This window comes from Pseudoalteromonas sp. Of11M-6 (genome assembly GCF_022347905.1).
Classification (GTDB): domain Bacteria; phylum Pseudomonadota; class Gammaproteobacteria; order Enterobacterales; family Alteromonadaceae; genus Pseudoalteromonas.
This window is the reverse complement of the sequence record NZ_JAKRFW010000061.1, coordinates 1-17,664: the sequence shown is the minus strand read 5'-3', so window position 1 is coordinate 17,664 and position 17,664 is coordinate 1. Positions and strand designations below refer to the sequence as shown.

The 17,664-nt window shown below is 40.3% G+C and carries 16 protein-coding genes and 1 pseudogene; 2 read left to right on the top strand and 15 right to left on the bottom strand.

Annotated features, from left to right (window positions below):
- Positions 1 to 5: 5 nt before the first annotated feature.
- Positions 6 to 755 carry a hypothetical protein gene (locus MHN32_RS20955; protein ID WP_239422706.1) on the bottom strand — a complete coding sequence of 250 codons (750 nt, stop codon included), beginning with the start codon at positions 753 to 755 and terminating at the stop codon, positions 6 to 8.
- Between the two features lie 181 nt (positions 756 to 936).
- Between MHN32_RS20955 and MHN32_RS20950 the strand changes: the two are divergent.
- A pseudogene (locus MHN32_RS20950) lies at positions 937 to 1,299 on the top strand (transposase); the annotation flags it as partial.
- 17 nt (positions 1,300 to 1,316) lie between these two features.
- Here the strand turns inward: MHN32_RS20950 and MHN32_RS20945 are convergent.
- From MHN32_RS20945 to MHN32_RS20910, 8 genes are all read right to left on the bottom strand, one after another.
- Positions 1,317 to 2,063 (bottom strand): autoinducer binding domain-containing protein, encoded by a 747-nt coding sequence (locus MHN32_RS20945; protein ID WP_174169541.1) that lies wholly within the window; start codon positions 2,061 to 2,063, stop codon positions 1,317 to 1,319.
- 10 nt (positions 2,064 to 2,073) lie between these two features.
- On the bottom strand, positions 2,074 to 3,312 hold the full coding sequence (locus MHN32_RS20940) for a class I SAM-dependent methyltransferase (RefSeq protein WP_010603764.1): 1,239 nt from the start codon (positions 3,310 to 3,312) through the stop codon (positions 2,074 to 2,076).
- A 567-nt stretch (positions 3,313 to 3,879) separates the two neighbouring features.
- Complete coding sequence (locus tag MHN32_RS20935) at positions 3,880 to 4,866, bottom strand: Calx-beta domain-containing protein (protein ID WP_239422705.1); 987 nt, start codon at positions 4,864 to 4,866, stop codon at positions 3,880 to 3,882.
- A gap of 9 nt (positions 4,867 to 4,875) precedes the next feature.
- On the bottom strand, positions 4,876 to 5,364 hold the full coding sequence (locus MHN32_RS20930) for a hypothetical protein (protein ID WP_239422704.1): 489 nt from the start codon (positions 5,362 to 5,364) through the stop codon (positions 4,876 to 4,878).
- Positions 5,364 to 6,002, bottom strand: a complete 639-nt coding sequence (locus MHN32_RS20925) for a glycine zipper domain-containing protein (RefSeq protein ID WP_010603767.1) — start codon at positions 6,000 to 6,002, stop codon at positions 5,364 to 5,366. Before MHN32_RS20925 ends, MHN32_RS20930 begins: the two co-directional genes overlap by 1 nt.
- The gene (locus MHN32_RS20920; RefSeq protein ID WP_206472543.1) at positions 5,992 to 8,127 is read right to left on the bottom strand and encodes a hypothetical protein; all 2,136 of its coding nucleotides are present in this window, start codon (positions 8,125 to 8,127) and stop codon (positions 5,992 to 5,994) included. Before MHN32_RS20920 ends, MHN32_RS20925 begins: the two co-directional genes overlap by 11 nt.
- Positions 8,120 to 10,321, bottom strand: a complete 2,202-nt coding sequence (locus MHN32_RS20915; RefSeq protein ID WP_010603769.1) for a hypothetical protein — start codon at positions 10,319 to 10,321, stop codon at positions 8,120 to 8,122. Before MHN32_RS20915 ends, MHN32_RS20920 begins: the two co-directional genes overlap by 8 nt.
- Positions 10,322 to 10,464: 143 nt before the next feature.
- Positions 10,465 to 10,893: a hypothetical protein gene (locus MHN32_RS20910; RefSeq protein WP_239422703.1), complete on the bottom strand. Its 429-nt coding sequence runs from the start codon at positions 10,891 to 10,893 to the stop codon at positions 10,465 to 10,467.
- A gap of 663 nt (positions 10,894 to 11,556) precedes the next feature.
- On the opposite strand from MHN32_RS20910, the gene MHN32_RS20905 reads away from it, so the two are divergent.
- Positions 11,557 to 12,333, top strand: coding sequence for a 2OG-Fe dioxygenase family protein (locus MHN32_RS20905; protein WP_010603771.1), 777 nt, complete (start codon positions 11,557 to 11,559; stop codon positions 12,331 to 12,333).
- Between the two features lie 76 nt (positions 12,334 to 12,409).
- On the opposite strand, the gene MHN32_RS20900 is transcribed toward MHN32_RS20905, so the two are convergent.
- From MHN32_RS20900 to MHN32_RS20875, 6 genes are all read right to left on the bottom strand, one after another.
- Complete coding sequence (locus tag MHN32_RS20900; RefSeq protein ID WP_102058371.1) at positions 12,410 to 13,477, bottom strand: ChuX/HutX family heme-like substrate-binding protein; 1,068 nt, start codon at positions 13,475 to 13,477, stop codon at positions 12,410 to 12,412.
- 478 nt (positions 13,478 to 13,955) lie between these two features.
- Positions 13,956 to 15,092, bottom strand: a complete 1,137-nt coding sequence (locus tag MHN32_RS20895; RefSeq protein ID WP_174169547.1) for an MFS transporter — start codon at positions 15,090 to 15,092, stop codon at positions 13,956 to 13,958.
- A gap of 521 nt (positions 15,093 to 15,613) precedes the next feature.
- A complete protein-coding gene (locus tag MHN32_RS20890) occupies positions 15,614 to 16,273 on the bottom strand; it encodes a YoaK family protein (protein ID WP_239422702.1) in 660 nt (219 codons plus the stop codon).
- The gene (locus MHN32_RS20885; protein ID WP_010603775.1) at positions 16,270 to 16,686 is read right to left on the bottom strand and encodes a VOC family protein; all 417 of its coding nucleotides are present in this window, start codon (positions 16,684 to 16,686) and stop codon (positions 16,270 to 16,272) included. Before MHN32_RS20885 ends, MHN32_RS20890 begins: the two co-directional genes overlap by 4 nt.
- Positions 16,683 to 17,123, bottom strand: coding sequence for a DUF2214 family protein (locus tag MHN32_RS20880; protein ID WP_239422701.1), 441 nt, complete (start codon positions 17,121 to 17,123; stop codon positions 16,683 to 16,685). Before MHN32_RS20880 ends, MHN32_RS20885 begins: the two co-directional genes overlap by 4 nt.
- A 20-nt stretch (positions 17,124 to 17,143) precedes the next feature.
- Entirely contained in the window at positions 17,144 to 17,554 is a 411-nt protein-coding gene (locus MHN32_RS20875) for an NUDIX hydrolase (RefSeq protein ID WP_102058367.1), read from the bottom strand.
- Positions 17,555 to 17,664 lie beyond the last annotated feature (110 nt).

Here is a 17,664-nt window from a genome sequence, read left to right as displayed (position 1 = left end):
ATTTGTTAGAAAGAACAAATTGCTTGCTTCCATTGTATTTCAAAAAAATCAGCATCTTGTGGTGAGCTTTCACGAATCAATACTTCATTATGGTCAAGAGAATTTAAGCTAGGACCAATAATTAATGATTCGGCGTTCGCTAGCAAGAAAAAGCGTCTATGAGACTTTGCACCTACCAAACGAACCTCGGGGAGTAAGTCAAATTCCTTACGAAACGATTCAAGCATATCTTCTGTGAGACGTTTTTTTGCCTGACTAGATGTCAAAATTCTTAACTTTTCATCTACTCTCATTCCCAAACCAATCAAGGTCATGAGGGTTGCAATAGCCTTGTTATCAAAATAAGGATCAAATATTCCCTCAACCTTCGAATGGCAAGTCATTTTAGCTAGGCTCATTCTATTAGTTGCAGGTTTTGCTGACTCAAGGCGATAACTAATCGGCGGGTGATTAAGATCTACACCAAGGTACTCCGCAGCTTCTGCTATGCACTGCTGAAAGTTATGCATACTATTTAGTAAACGAACACATGAAAAAGGTAGTTTTTCCTCGATATCAGGTGATACCTGTATCACCCACTCGTTTGTCCTCGGGTTGTGCAAAATATCAATTTTAGTTTCTTCGCTGGGTTCCAAAACATATCCTTTTCCCGCTTTTCTCGTCGAGACCAGCCATCCATTCTCTGCCAATTCAGTTAGGTATTCCTCAACGTCAGCAGCTGAAAATCGCGCCCCACCATATTCAGGGAAAGTCATGATGCCTCCTACTTAATTTTTTCTAACGCCTTACTAATGGACGCATAAATGCTTGGCTAAATGAATGCAAGCCAAGCGTTTGCGTCCTACCCATAATGGCCTTGATACGTACTGAACCTTCTCCCCGAAGTTTAGCGAACAGTTAAACTTCAAGAGGAACAAACCAAAAGGAGAAAGCCCAATGAAATTCTATACTACTTTTCACAAATATTATTGTGGAATTGACCTTCATGCACGCATTTTATATGTGTGCATTCTTGATTAGCATGGCAATAAAGTTGTTCATCAAAAAATAAAAGTCAACAAAACTGAATTACTTAGCTTAATTACCCCATACCTTGAAGATATTGTTGTTGGTGTCGAGTGCATGCATTGCTGATATTGGGTCAGTGATTTAAGTGCTGAACATGATATTGATTTTGTGCTTGGTCATGCCCTTAATATGAAAACCATTCATGGTGGCAAAGCCAAAAATGATAAGATTGATTCTTATGAAATCGCTAGCCTATTGCGTGGTGGCAACTTCCCGCTGGCTTACAGATATGAAATACTAGCGTTAAATCAACTAAAGTAGTGCCCTAGCGAATAGAGCAATTTATCTTTTGGCACATTTCCATGCTTTTTTCTAAATTTATCAATTACTTTTGCAGCGTAGCGATAGGTTATTCCAATATGATCTTCAATTTGCTTCATCGGTTTCCCCGAAACCAAGTATCGCATCACTTGACGCTCTGTATCGCTCATTTTTATATAATTGTCGTATAACTCGGCAACTAAGTTTGGATCTGAGAAGATTTTGCTGTTCAACGCCGAGCAAAATAACCCGATTTGTTCTTCATTTTCCTGTACCAGATGATTAAAGTCTTTATCACTTAAATTGCTATACAAAGTAACACAAGCGTAGCCTCTGTGGTCACACATGAGCGGGACGACAAAACCGTTATTGAGACCAAATTCGTTTTTTGCATGGGTCAAGGTAGCAACTTGTAACTCTGTGGGGTTGAAACCATGTAGGTCCCGCCACCAGTTTATTGGCTCTCGATGACCAGCAAGTATTTTAGCTACGAAGATATCTGTCTCAGGCTTAAAAATTTCATTTTCCTGATAGTACTTTAAATAATCGAGAGGGGCGTTTTCGGTGGCTAGTATGATAGGCATTTGGTTCAAGTGTTTAACAAATTCATGGCTTGGCAAAAAACCATAAATTGCGCTATCAAATCCGATATGTGATATGGCACGATAAAAACTTGCAGTGTATTCTGCTTGATTCGAAGCATTCAACAAATCGACTAGATCTTGATAGCGCATTTTTATTTTCCTACTTTTTAGCTACGATTAAATTCATTGCACCATGAAAGTGAGTGCAGTCTCGGTTTGTTACAGACAGTCCAGCTTGTTCTAGCCAACCTTCAACTTTATCTAAAGTATAAAACGAATGTTGGTATTGTGTGACAAATTGTAAATTCAATCTCTTAAAGTCTGCAACAGCAGGATTGCCACTAAATTGCGATTCATACAACTCAATCATCATTTCCATGTGAGATTTTGTCATGTTTTCATTGGGGTTTGCGATAATTAACAGACCACCCGGAGCAAGTAAGTTATAGCAGTGTTTAAAAACCAAAGACGGATTATCCATCGCGTAAACACTGTTTATTAATGTAATCACGTCGTATTGATGCGTATTAACAAACTCTTCTAGTTGGACATGAAATGCTTGAAATCGCTGTGGTTCTTTCAGTCTCTGCAAATTGGCGTTGGCTTTTTGCACCATATCAAGAGATGTATCGACGCCGTGATAAGTAGAAACCTCACCATTAACAAAAGCGGCTAAGTTTCCATTTCCACATCCAGCATCCAGTACAACTCCTGACAACAGCGGAGCAATTGTATTATAAAGTTCAACCTGTGGTGGAGTAATAATAGAGTCAAATGCACTACTATATTCATCCCAATGAGATTTATTCATAATTTCCCTTTTAATTAGACTATCACTCTTATTAAAGCAAGATGATAAGTTTCGATTTAGGAAGCGAAGGCCCCTTTGCTTTATCTCTTTCGTTTCAACAACTAGAGCAGATATTTTTCTATCAACCCCAATATCATAGTTGCAATCACTTTTAATCAGTATAGCGTTAAATAACTTTTTATAAAAATCAACATTTCCTCTCAGGATAAAAAACAACCGCTCATAACCCATCTGTTGTGCTTTATCTAATAACAGGCCATAAACGACTCTGGTAATTGCGACATCTTTACTCGATATACTAAGCTGGCCGACAACTGCATCCTTTTTAGGGTCAAAGTCATCGCTTAATGATGCCCTTACTTCTTTCCAAACATCTTCATCTTCATACGCACTGCTCAGTCCAAAAGTCGCTATTGGATTATGTGGAACTTGGCTTATATCACTAAGTAGGTATAGAGAAATACCTTTACCTAAGATTTTATCTTTAGTAACTCTGATAGCTGGAAAGTTTTCCACATAGTTTTCTTTCAACGTTTTAACTGCGACATCAATATTATTTAAATTACATGCTTCTATTTTAAAAGACATAGTAAATTCCTCTCATTCTGTTTTTAAAGGAGAGGTAAAATCTGTCTGCAGCCAGAGTTCACCTTACATCAGGCGTTTGCTTGTTTGCCCGATAGACATAAGGTTAAGGCGATAATGGCAGATGCCAGAGGCCGATATTTGGAAAATTCACAAACCAATAAGCTATTTAATATCAATTAGTTAATGGATTAGGAAAGAAATAGGAAATAGATTGGAAGTAAAGCAAGGTGCTACTTGTAGCACTTGATATAAAAGGATCTCAAATTAGCTCTGTATTTTTACAAACGTCAGTTACAGACAACCCTCTGCCAGTTCTTTAGTCAGCAATCGTTTTGTTTGAAAGTTTTACAGGTAAATATTGTAGTTCGATGTAATGGTTGAACTTAAACACCGTAAACCAAAGGCTCGCAGTATTTGAGGGTGCTTCAATGAGCTATTGCTAACTCATCGAATAATGAACAAAAGTTCTCTCGATTTTCACTTCTGTTGATGGGGAGTATGCAGCAGCGCTGAGTGCGCTGCCCATTGGCTTAGTTGAAAGTTAGCCCAATAAATAAGCAACTCAGATTAGATAACACTACCATTGTTATTTGCTTTCACTTCAAGCTTTACTACCTCACCTAACTCCTCGAGCCACTTAGGCGAGTTAGAAACTCTGGAACTCAAGTAGTCAAGTAACTGAGCTTTCATCACAGTTGTTGCTTCATATTGAGTATGAAACTGTTGTTTTTTCAGCGCTTCAAGGTGGGAATCCAATGCATTTCTCAAAACATTAGGGTCCAAATCTAAAGCGTCATTAAAAAGAACGATGTATTTTTCTCTCGCTCTTTGAATATTATCTTGAGTATTACGGTAATTCTTGACCAAGTTCGCCTTTGGATTTTCTTTGGTTGACAGATAGTTACCAAGGATCTCAAGCTGTTTCAAATCATTCGAAAGGTCCGCTGCAAGAGCTGAAAGGTTACTTACCAAAAGGCTGCTTTTTTCCACTAAGTCTTTGTTTACTCCAGCTTCGACAATCATCACGATATGTGACGGCTGCCCTTTCACATTTTTCAGCTTAATGTAAAACATTTCATTGTTTTCATAGACATCGGAGTCAGGAATAATAGGAATATTTATTGATTTTTGCACTTCACCAGGCTGGAACTGTAAAGCAATATCAAGGGCTCGATAGTCCTCAGCTGCTTTTGCAGTACCATCTTCTGTTATCAACTCTATCTGTTGTACTAAATCAATGCCTGTTGTTCGATGAAGAGTAACTTCCACAACGGCATTAGACTCTTGAACTTCAGTCTTCACACCAGAAAAAGTAATATTTTCATATTCTTTAGGAAAAAAATATGGATAAGATAGCGCTGCCAATGTTGATAAACAAAGTACCCAACTAAAGGAAGTGACAAACGAAAAATGCCAACGCGCAAACAGTAATGGCTGAGCACAAACACCACACTTGTTGGCATATGATTTAGTAAATAACTTATGCGCCCGAGCATTGCTGCAGTGTTCTATATTGTTGCAATAATATTGTGCTTTTATTGGTTTAATCGACATCTACATTACTCAAAGTATCATATCTATTTCTTGTGCTAGTGATTCAAGCTCACTCTCTAGCTGGTTTAGCATTTGCTGTTGTCGTGATTCGCTTGCCGCTTCCTGAAATTGTCTCAATACCTCCTCTCGACTCAGGCCGAGCCATGGGTAACGTGTTTTCAGCTGGCTAATTTTTGTCTGATTAATATGTTCAAGACCTTTGTATGTTTCTATCTTATCCAGCAACGCATCATGGCTTGCAATTAAAGCGTTTAACTTCTCATTTTGTATTACTATCAACTGTGTTAGTTGTACCTTGTCACTTTCAAGCTCTTGATTTTCTTCCTCAATCGCATTCATTTGAGCTTCGATATCCACTACTCTTCGGTTTAGCTGTGCCTGTCGTTGCTTTGCTTTTTCTTCGCTCCATCCATACAACCCACCAGTTGTTGGATCACCTGTCGTCTTACAACCTGCTAGCAAAGACAAAAACAAGCAATATATAACCCGCTTCAGCATTAATATAATTTCCGTCTATCTAATGAAGCTAGCTGGGCTTGCATGACTTCTAGCTCGTTCTTTTCAGCAAGAAGTTGTTGAATAACCGTTTCACTATGTGAGGCTAATTGCACAGAAACGGTTTCTCTTTCTTGTGCCAGCACGTCCTTTTGGTACTGAATTTCTTCAGTCAATATCTCGACTAACTTAGCTGACTTGGAAACCGCTTTAGACAGGCTATCTTTTTGCGTTTCTAAGCTACTATACTCAGCACTGCGTTTTTGAGACTCTGCCTCAATGCTTTCTAACTGCGCGGTATAACCTTCTATTTCCAAATGAATTTTTTCTCTTTCATTTTTTGCTGCGATAAGTTTCTCTTGTGCCCCTTTAATCACATCTTGCATATATAACTCAGTATTAGCGTAATCCTGCTTCTTCTTAACCACACTCTTGGCATAAAGATCACCGGCAACAGCACCAATCAATGCACCAATCATAGCGGCTTGCTTATTGTCACCTAACACCAAACCAAGCGCACCACCAATGAGTGCACCTGTCGATGCTCCCTCAGCTCGAGTTTGAGTGTCGTCAGTCATTGCACACCCGGATAGTAAAGCTGTCATGATTGAAGCAGCAACAAGGTTTTTTCTACTTTTCATCGTTCGTTTCCCACTGGTTATTGGATTTAGTAAGTACATCAGCTAATTCTTCGATATCGCTCGAGGCATGGCTGTTAGGGGCTGGCAGTAGCTCTTCTATGGTCGACTCTTTAGTATTTAAATGACGGTAATCATTTTCGATACGCTCTTTTTCGTCTAGTAAGTCCTCAAAATCATCGCTGTCGCGCAGGAAACTCAATCTTCTTTCTGTAACTTCGTCCGCAAGCTTTTGCTTTTCGTCTTTGCTTTGTTTTAAATCAACTAAACGCTGCTCTAAACGCATACTATCGACATCGGCAATTGATTTAAGCTTACGATCTCGACTATCAAGCTGCGCTTGGATCAGGCTTTCGTCTTTAATTTCTAGTCTTTCAATCAGTAGATCCATTCCTCGGCTGCGCCTCAACAGAGCCGATACCTCACAGAGCAATTCATCTTGTAACTTTGCGTTATACTCGCGTTTATTCACCCAAAGCGTAATGGAAGGGATAAGTAATGTTGATGCCTTGAAAAGCCTAATAACTTCCTGTTTTATATCTTCTAGTTCATTCTCAATCGCCAATTTTTTACAGACTCTATCGTCATTCCCTTTAAGGGCGGTGTTGGTATGACGCTCAGGAGAATCAATTCGGTAACCAAAATCCCATTTTTCAAACGTTTCCCAACTATGTTCACCACCGGCGTCACTGACAACTAGACCGAGCACTTCAAATGCACCACTGAATGAATACTCGGCACCAATCCCGTCTTGTCCACCAAAAAAATGCTTAAATTGGATTGGTATTTTTTTACCTCTTAGCTCTTCAAGCCTCATGGCATCTTCAGATTCAACTGCCATAAGTGACTTAATACTTACCACCAAGCCATGTTGTTCACTTAATCGTTTGCCAATTTCATCTTCAAGTTGAGGCCGGATTAATTCTTCAAACTGACTTAATGCTTTGTAATGATTAAACTTGTCATTCAACATCACTTCTTTGCAAATGTCGTGTACTAGTACTTTTATTCTGTCGAGAATTTGCGCTTGCGTTATTGCTAACAAATCAATCTGATTGTCGTTTTCACTACTTGCAAATAAGTGACGGTATTTCTCAAACTCTCCTTCTTTCGCCTTAACTTCCATGCGAATATTTAACCGTACACGGCTACCAAACATCCCCGTTTTAAATGCGCCATCTTCTTTATCAAACGTGAGCATCAACCCATTTAATAACCTCAGCGGAGCAATGTTTGGTAATGTATGAAATGAATTAAGTTCATAACCAATCGCAGTAGCTTGTTGCTTAACACTATTTTTAACCTGATCGGAGATAGAGACGTCTTGACTCGTTGCCGTTTTGAAGTTGCTCAGCAGATCCATTTCAGATTTGCCCAAAATATGCTGACGGATTGCTCTCTCAATACCCGCCTTCATGTGTGCTACCACCCCCTCGATATCGCTAATTTCAGACTTGCGATAGGCTTGATAGTTATTCAATGTCATTTGACATTCGGACGTTACTTCTAAGCCCGTTTCTTTTATCTTGGTACTATATTTAAATTCGGCATATCGCTCTGGTGCATTACGCAACGTAAAGCCAATATTAAAATCCATTCCTTTTAATTCTTGCTGCATTTGCTCGCACACCGAAGTGTTTAATTCACTGCTTTCTCCACGCTGTAGCTCTTGCTGATAAAACTCGTCCAATAAGTTGCTATTTTGTGAGTCCAAGCATTTCTTATACATTTTCGACATGCAGTGATGCAGGTGCTTATCTATTAAATTAAATAATCCTTTTTCCGGCGTGCCCGACATACTCAAGATTTCGACTAACTTATGTGCTTCAGTTTGATCTGTAATTTTAAGCTGAAAGGTAGCGTAAAACTCTAGTGCAATCTCACTTGCACCTTCATGCCATTCAAATGGAATTTTGCTAATGACGATTGGTTTTGTATGAGATTTAACAAAGAAATATTCATAATGTTTCTTATTAAATAAATCAGATAGCAAACCTTGCTTGGTTACGATTTGGTTGGTTTTCTTATTCCAAGTGACAACAAATCCTTCTCCATGAACTCTCGGATTGTGAAAGTTAGTATCGACTTTTCTGATTAAGTTGCTCAAATTAGAGATGCTTTCATGCATGGTAGGATTCTCTTCTAGGTTTTTTAAATTGTTTAATAGCTTCGCTTAACACGCCTTTTTTTAGCTTTAGTAGCATCCTCAACTCTTTATCTGATATACAATTTCTGTACTGCTCTACCGCCTTATCTCGCTGAATTCTTAAATCTGCTTTAATTTGCTCGTACTGTTTTCTGGTGCAAGCAATGGCAAACAATTGATTCAATCGTTTGAATTTTTCATTTAACTCCGTAAGCATCATGTCGTAATGCTCATATTCGCTTTCATCGGTGATATATTGCGCTTGGAGCAGCGTTTGCTTTATATAAATTGATGTGGTTAAAAATGCAGTGATATTTCTCTTCTTTAGACTTTCGCTCAAACTTGGCATCGCGAGCAATTGGTAAATTAACTCTTCCGCCCCCTCTTCAAACATTAACGTAATCAAGTAGGAGGTAGCCTTATCATCAACTTGGTTATTTCCCTCTAACACACGATGCATAAGACTAAAAACAAAAAGTCTCACAATCATTAAAGTTAAAACACACTTCTCACTATCGGAAGGTATACTTTTTAGTATTTTTAATAAGTGAAAGGAGTCGCTATATAAATACCCTGAAAAATAGTAGCGAAGCAGCGCAAAGCTAGGACATTTCTTACTCTTATCCAACCCAAGCTCATAGCTTTTAGAAAATATATACTCTAATGACAAAACTTCAGACTCACTTTCAAATTCAATTGAATAGGCTAGAGTATTAAACAAAAAATAGAGGTGATTTTTGAAATCACACACCATCTCTTTAAGCTTATTTTCATAAGTTGATTTAAATACTGGCACCCAGTTGTCAATATGAATTTCTAAGTCTGAAATAGATATTAAATCTTTCTCTTTCTTTTCCACTTGCCCTAGTAGTTGATAAATAAATTCATCGATGGCTATTTTGAATCTATCCTGATATGAGAGCGCCCTAACAAATGAGATAAAATGAATTATTTTTGAATTTGGACACTGACGATAACGTTCAAATAATTTTAATAGGTAGTCACTGTTAATAGTAATTACCCCGACTTCAGAAAGCTTTAAGTAGAAGTAGGCGAGGTCTGAAAAAAGTGCATCTATGTCAATGAGTTCATTTGTTATATCCTGATCAAAAATGACTTCCTCAATAATTGGCGAGAGTACAGCTAGTTGGAATGGATTGTTTGTAAGCAACTTTTCTCGATATACGCTTGCCTGCTTAATCGAACTTAGCCTGATACAACAAATACCTAAGCCCGACGGTGATGTGAGCTCAAGCCCAGCTAATTTTAAAAACGCATCAGGATCTTGCTGCCAACGAGCATAAGCATGAGTTAACGCTTCGACTCCTTCTCCTATTTCTTTAGCTTGTTTTAATTTATGGTCAAATGCCTTAGCAATTGCATTTTGAAACAACACCAGTGGCATATTGTTAAACCAACAAGTTAGTGTAATAACTAAACAGTCCAACCAGTCGTCGTTATCTAGTGCTGCCACAGGTAATGGGTCATGTGTAAAGTGAACTGCAGGCTGCCAATAACCAAGCATAGAACTTACAGAGTTGAAACGCAGGTATTCCTGGATCCTTCTAGGACAGTCACTATCGCCTTTACTATCCAATACCATAAGCAGCGTCGCCTTACGTGCTTTTAGTTTAGACGTCAGTGCATTTAGATTTTCACGGGTTTCGATAAAGCGCTCGAAACTTTCTAGGTCTTCTATTGGTTGCCTAATAACATAAGCGTGTTGACTTTCTACGTAAGGAAATCTTGCTTCTAAATACTCAGTCATTCGACATGAATTGTGACGTATGTAGTAAGATGATATGTCGGTGTGCTGTAAAGCAGCAGCGATAGCCTCTGAGAGATAAAAGGCATTCTCGTTATTTTTTCCAATAATCAGCCAGTTGTGACAAACGAGGAAGTTGTTAAGTTCGGCTAACTTGATGTCATCTAAAATGACCTCATTACTCGCAATTTTTGGAAACGTTCTTAACTGAAGTGCTTCATACTTCAATGGTTTCTTATCAGCGTTTGAAAAATAGTTATTGACCTGAACATCTCTGTTCCCTTGGATCACGGCCTCTTCAAACGTACTACTATCAAACTGGCTCAGTTGCTGAGGAACATCATTCTCATATGCATTGGTTTCAATGCCAATGCTTGAACCAGCTTCCGCTTCCTTTGGATCCGCACTCATATAAAATCACTTTTAAATATAAAAAAGAAGTAATTAAACCTTAATAGCTTCTAAAAACGAGCACTTCGTTATAGAGATACAAGCTTCTAACTAGCTTACATTTTCAGGGTTAAGCCACCCCTTATCAGAATTTAAGATTACCTTTAATCTTTAGCACCAAAATTAAGCGTAATATCCCTATTACCAGTGATAACATTTGGGCCATTCGCCCCGCCGTTAAAGGTGCACCCTTGAAACTGAGCATTGCTTTGCTGGCCATTTTGATTTGTAGGGTCTGAGTGGTGGTTGTTTTGTTGATTTTCTATTCGCTTTTGGTGGTATTCCAGCGCTTCTTCAGGCTCAATATTAAGCGCAGTCAATAGGTTCTTTAGCTTACTTACCGTCGATGACGAGAGTGGCGCTAAACTGGCTAAGTAGCCTTCCGTCTTATAATTGCGAAGACTTCTATCACTCATGTAAGCGCTGTCTGTAACTTGCTGCTCGGACAGTCCGTTTTGATTAATCTTCTCAACAATCAGCTGCCTTAAGGACTCTAATTGCACCTCATCCGCAAAGTTATAAACTTGTTCCATTTCGCGCTCCTTACCCTTAGGCATATCAAAAATCTCACTTACAGATCTAAAAACCACATTTAGATTACATTTCTATACAATTAGAACACAATTTTCAAATCTATTTTCACTTTGTTACTTAAATATAAATTATGAAGGTAACTACCATTCGGTAACTTGCATCATTGTGAATATCAACGACCATTACTTGGCACTGAAATAAAATTATTTAAAATCATACCGATACTAGCTAACTAACTGTTCTGCACATTTATCAATCGGACTTTGTCAGCGAAACCAGACGCAAATTCATTGCCGGACAAGTCTGTCAAGGTAGAAATAACCACCCCTATCGCTTGGCACAAAATTGCAGAAATATCATTCCTGGATGCAATGCGGGTTTGAATTGGCAACCTTCTATAATTTGCAATTTACTGAAGGCTGTTCACAAAGCTCACTGCCCCTATCTAGACATCAAAGCTTAGCAACGTAATAAATAAGTCACTTATAAAACCACTATAAATTTCCGTTCCCATTCCGTTTTTATTCCTTATTTTTCCTTCACAATCATGCAGTTAAATGGAAACCTATAAATACCAAAACACATCAGATGGGGTGAGTATGAAAAAGCTTATTGAAATTTTTAAGAAAACAAATCAACAAAGACAGATAGGAGAATCAAAGATGACTAAAACTACATTGTTAAGAAATGGTTTCTGCCAATATTCTTTGCCAAATTTAAACGTTGGTTCACGACAAGATATTGAGTCGTTACTGAAGCAGGTAGAACCTGAATTAGGCTTAGACACCTATATTCCATCCGGCCAAAATGCAAGAGGTATCGTGCGCTATACCGTCAAGGACGCTAACACTCACCTTATCAGCCCCGAAAATAGACAAGGAGGCCAATACTATGTTTACGGCTTGTCTCAACAACTAAACCCGGACGCAGGGGGTAAACAAAGATGGTTCAAAGCAATAACACATTGCACTGACGGTACATTGATTTGCAACCACCCAGTAATAGCAGCGCTGACTGAATTTTTGATCCAACATTCAATTCCAGCACCGTCGTACCATGTTGAGCATCAGTTTATTGGCTATTATCCGACACCTCATGCGGATTGCTTAGTAACCCCAAATACGCTTCATTTCGACGGGTTAAGTCATCAAACGATTACCTCAATCCTTACGCTGGCCAGAGAGAATGTATCAGGCGGGGAGTTTGTGATAGCTGACGGTGTCGCGGTAAACACCCCTATAGATAATGTCAGTACCCAAGATCTTCGGCTCTTTGCTGAATTACCAGTGGGGTCAGGAGTGATTATGGACGAGTGTCAACGTGGTACTTCCCGCCCACTTTGCCATAGTGCAATGGCGACAAGAATGGAGAATGTGCAGCAAAATACCGTCTCTAAACGAATAATTTTGGTCTCAGAAGTCACGCCTATTTGGCACTAGAAAACCAAAGGGCTCTTTTATAGAGCCCTTTTCAATTTAGCTGATTGTAGAGGATAGCTTTTCTATAGCTCAAGTATTACGCCGCAACCCGTCCTTTATGGATCAATCGCTCACATAGCGCCTGCCACTCATCGGTTTGTTTTTTGCCTTCAATTCGGCGACCAAACAGCGTTAATACAGTCTCGCGATTGGCATCAAAAAACTCAATAGAGGTAACCACAGTATTGCCGTTATCCGTGGGTTTTCTGACCACGAACGCGCGGGTTAGGTCGTCTGCTTTTATATGCAGGCTAAACTCAGGATCTAATACGTTAAACCAAGGGCCAACTTGTTTGAGGTTTTCAACCTTTCCAGAGAAGATCTGTACCGCACCTGGATTGCCAACGAATACCATAATCTCTTGCTTAAACATGTTTGCTTGCTGAAATATATCTGCAAGGTCAAAGCTTTGTAGCTCAAAGCTCCATGGTGAGCCAACGATTTCAAGGGCCTGCAAGCGTTCAAGGTTGTATGTCTCTAAAAGCTTTGGAAAATGATGGACATCATTTAACTCGCCCCACTGCGACCTAAAATCATCTAGTTGCGCAGTACTCAAGTCCCTAATATTAGTATCTAGGACTTCAAAAGGCGTTACATCCAACTTGTGACTATGTGTTAGCTGGTAGCGTGCTTTAAGGTTCACAAACTCGTTAAAGTCGGCGTCTGCAGTCATATATACCTTATGTACAGCCCGACCATTTTCATCGAAAAATTGAAAACTAGTATGCTTATCCGTTTCAACAAGAAATACACTTTTCCATTTGTGCAAGAAAAGCCGCAGATCAATCCCTCCTGGATTGATGGCCACGGCACTAAGTTTGTTACTGTGCCCTGTAACATAGAGCTTTTCATACAAACCAGTTATCTCGCTCACCACAGAGCCATTTCTAGTCAAAGCCATCACTTTTCCAAGCTTTTTAAATCCTTTTAATAAATCCGCGATTTTATGCTCATCTAATCTGGTAACTCGAGACGTAACAGGCTCATCCAGCTGTGCGTTTAGCAACTCAGCTTCACTCACACCTAGCTGCATAGCCGCAACAATGGGCCTAATGTTAGGCTCTCCGATTAGTAGCATTTTATAATCTTGAATAAGTTGTTCCATATTTCCTCCACAAGGAACCTAGCTTAACCACCCATTTGGCAAAGAAAGAAAACAAGTTGTTGATTTACAGTGCTCACATATATAGACGCAACATCATCCGATCAAACCATGTACCAACTTTGCAAATACCATGAAACCCAAAACAAATGAAAATGAGAATTAATATCAAAAATGATACTAGCAATTTATTTCGTCTAATGAAAGTCCACACAGATTAAAACATTTCTACTCAATCAAAAGCACTCGTGTTCAATTGAATATGCAGGCTGGCATACCAACTCGCTTAATTCAGCTTCCAATTTTGAGGCGAGAGAATCTTGTCGATAACACCGCTACCGCCAAGGTACCTACATCCATGTAGGCAGGGCGAAAATTTTGCTATTCAGTTGTTCTAAATGAGAAATTTTTAACGCCGTTAGCGTCAGATTTGCTCCTTAAAATTGAGCAAGTATTAAGGCTAATTGGTACTAGTTACCTCCTAAATTGATGCGCCTTTTACGGGGCGTAAACACAAAATGGCAAGACTAAACAAAATAATAGCAAGCAGCGCCATTGCAGCCGCACCAAGGCTGTAAGCAAAACCTGCGACGGCAGACCAAATCGCCACACCAATGTGCATCATGCTCATGGCCAGTGAGATAAGTACACCACGATGTGCAGGCGAAAGTTCTGAAATATATGCCTGTAATGCCGGTGAACCAATGCCGCCAGCCAATGCCCAAAGTGTCATCAAAAAGTATAACGGTATGAGAGAGATACCTTGATACCAATAAAGACCGCTACTGGCAATGAGGCAAACGACCAATGACGCACGCATGACCTGCCGCCCACTTTCAAAGTGGGTTGCGAGTTTTGGCATCATCAGGTTTCCAGCAACACTCACTAAGCCTAATAAGGCATACAGTACACCAATAAACCACACTGACAGTGCTTGTGTATCTCGTAAATGCTGCCCAACCAAATTGAACAAACCAATACCACCACCTAAACCGATACACATGGTAAGTAATGCGCCAACAACACCGGGGATTTGCCATAGCTTGACTGATATCTTGGTGCCTTCTCCAGCTTTGTCACTTGGGATCGCACGGCGGTTTACGGTAAGTAATAACGCCACAACCCAAGTGGCGATCCCGAGTGCAACAAAAGCCGCTCGCCACGACATTAAATGCGTTAAAAACGCGCCAAACGCAGGACTTGAGATCATGCCAAGAGTTAAGCCTGCTTGCACCCAACCGATCCGTTTGAGCGCATCTCCACCAGAGCTTGCCGCGATGGCAAACGCAATCGGGAGCATGCCAGCACTGGCAATCCCCGTGATCACACGAGCAACTAAGCCCCACTCAAATGAAGTGACAAGCCCTGTCGCGATGGAGGCACCACCAAAAACCACGATTGCAGGTAAGATGATAGCGCGGTGCCCTGCTTTATCCGAGAGCGCCCCAAATAGCGGAGCCACAATCGCTAGGGCAACGCTGTAAGTGGTAATAAACAGTGTAACTCGCTCAGGCTTTACACCTAATTCGAGTCCAATAGGCTCAAGAATAGGCCCAAGCATCAGCTCATCGGCCCCGACTAAAAATGCAATAAAGGCGAGTAATAAAGTCAATAACATCTCTTTACCCCATTTTTGCGCAGCAAACGTTTACCTTGCAGGTGTTCAGCAAAGCAAAAGAAATAAAGCTAAAATTAAGCTTGTGTTTGTATGAGCCACTACCTGACGTCATCAGGTCATTTAAAAGCAAATTCATTAAATTACATCCATAAAACAACGGGAGATCGACAGTTATGCCGACCTCCCGTTTCAAAAAACTTTGAAAATGTGTGCCACTGAATTTCGGGCACAAAAAAGCCGGCGATGAAGTATCATCGCCGGCTTCGTCTTTCCAATCATCAGATACACTGGCGCCGCCCACCCTTATTCAAGTAGTCGCCAATGTCTCTGATGAAGATTTAGAAAGTAAGCTCCGAGCAACACTTCATCGTGTTAATGCGCGGAGCAAAGCCTTCTAACAAAATTCTTAAATAGGATGTAAAACATCGTGGAAAGATCCAAATTAAAATCACGCGCCAATGTATACGATGTCGATTAAGTAGTCAATAATCCAAACCAAGATACGTCAACACAGCGGTGTGCTACCCCTTATCCCTAAGCGCAAAGCGGTAAACACCAGCAATTAGCAAACAGATGGATATAGGTAACCACAGCGCCTGAAAGTGAAACTTGTTGTAAAGCCAAGCGCCCAACACGCCACCTGCCACAAACCCTGAAATGATCAACACAAACAGTTTTGTTTTTCTGGTATCCAAAGGCTCGCCTCTAAACAATGCCCCAATCATCAGCCCTAAGTCGGTGAATATTCCTGTTACATGGGTTGTCCTCACCACAGCTCCACTGTACGTGGTGGCTAATGCGTTTTGCAGTCCACAAGCCGCGGAAGCAAAAAAATGACCATAAAATGAGCCTTGCATCAGTAAGACGAGAGACACGGTAAGCAACATGGCTTCGATCACCAACGCGGTATCGTAATGTTTGCCAAGCCTTAACGTGGTGCCATGCAGCAAAAACCCCGCAAGTGCAGAGCCAAGCAAGAACGCGAGTAACACTCCAAATAAGTGCTGGGTTTCTTTAAGGCTGCCACCTAAAAAACTAGTTCCGAGCATAGTCGCAGTGCCGGATAAATGAGAAACGGATTGGTGCTCAAAGCTAAGTAGGCCGATTGCATTCACAAATCCTGCGACGAGCGCCAATATAAAAGCGCCGATCTCAACCCATTTTGGTAACTTTGAGATCATCTCTTTGCCATAGGATGATCAGGATTTAACTGCAATAAGTCCCAGCGGTTGCCATAGAGATCTTCAAATACAGCAACCGTGCCATAATCTTGCTCTTGCGGCTCGCGAATAAACCGAATGCCAATAGATGTCATGCGCTCATAATCACGCCAGAAATCATCGGTATTTAAAAATAAAAATACCCGCCCACCAGCTTGATCACCAATAAACTCCTGCTGCTCTGGCGTAGAAGCTCTGGCAAGTAGTAACGCCGTACCATGTGAATTAGGCGGTGCTACCACCACCCAGCGTTTATCTTGCTCGGGTTGATAGGTGTCTTCTATTAATTCAAAACCTAGTTTATTGACGTAGAAGTCGATGGCTTCATCGTAGTCTTTGACGACGAGCGCAATATTGACAATATTTTGTTTCATGATGAGGGCAACCCATAGCCTCTTGCCATAAGTGCAGCAAGTAGCGGTAAAACTAAAAGTAACAGCATTTCTAGCCTTTTAATGACGATAATACGCTGGGGCACAAATAAATTATCTTTTGTTGTATTACGGTGCTTCAATAAAAACACAGTCGAAATGATAGACAGCAAAGCGATTAACAAAAATAGTCCGACTTTGGCATGGAAAATCGGATTTTTAGTGTAGAACTCACTGGGCTTGCCAACTACAAACCACAACGTTAACCCCGCGCCAAGTGTTACCAGCGCACTAACACCATACAAGCCATCAACTACCGCTAACCGCTTAATGCTCTGACTACTCATTGATTTAGAGAGTAACACGTTTTCAATCGCGAGCGTCGATGCCAAAAATAAAATACCGAGAAAGTGAATATATCTAACGACTATTTCTTCCATGCTGTGCCCCAATTGCTATTTTAGCCTTGATAAAGTGTGTTATTTTCTTCTAAAAAGTTCACCAAAGGCAAAAATAGGGGCTGCGGCAATTCATCAAGCGAAAACCACTGCCATTGTTTGCATTTATTTGGCTCTTTAACTTCTGCATCATGAGTATCGCACCTTGCCATGACAAACAGAGTGACATAATGTTTCTGCTCATTGGCAAAATAATCATTAGTAAAACCAAGCTTTTCAACGTTTACAACATCTAGCCCCGTTTCTTCATGCACCTCTCTTATCGCGCATGCCTCAATGTCCTCTCCATACTCTAAATGGCCACCAGGGGTTGCCCAAGTATGTGCGCCATGAGCGCCGATGCGCTCACCAAGCAAAATTTTATTATCGTGCATTATTACCACGCCAACCCCGACGCGTACGACTTGATCCATTATTTTTCCTTTAGGGCCTGTTTACCTTTCAAGTTTGTTTTTGCAGCAGTTTGATTGGTATTTGTACAAGGCAGAGCCTGCGTAGCATAGTTATTCTATGTGAGTCAGGC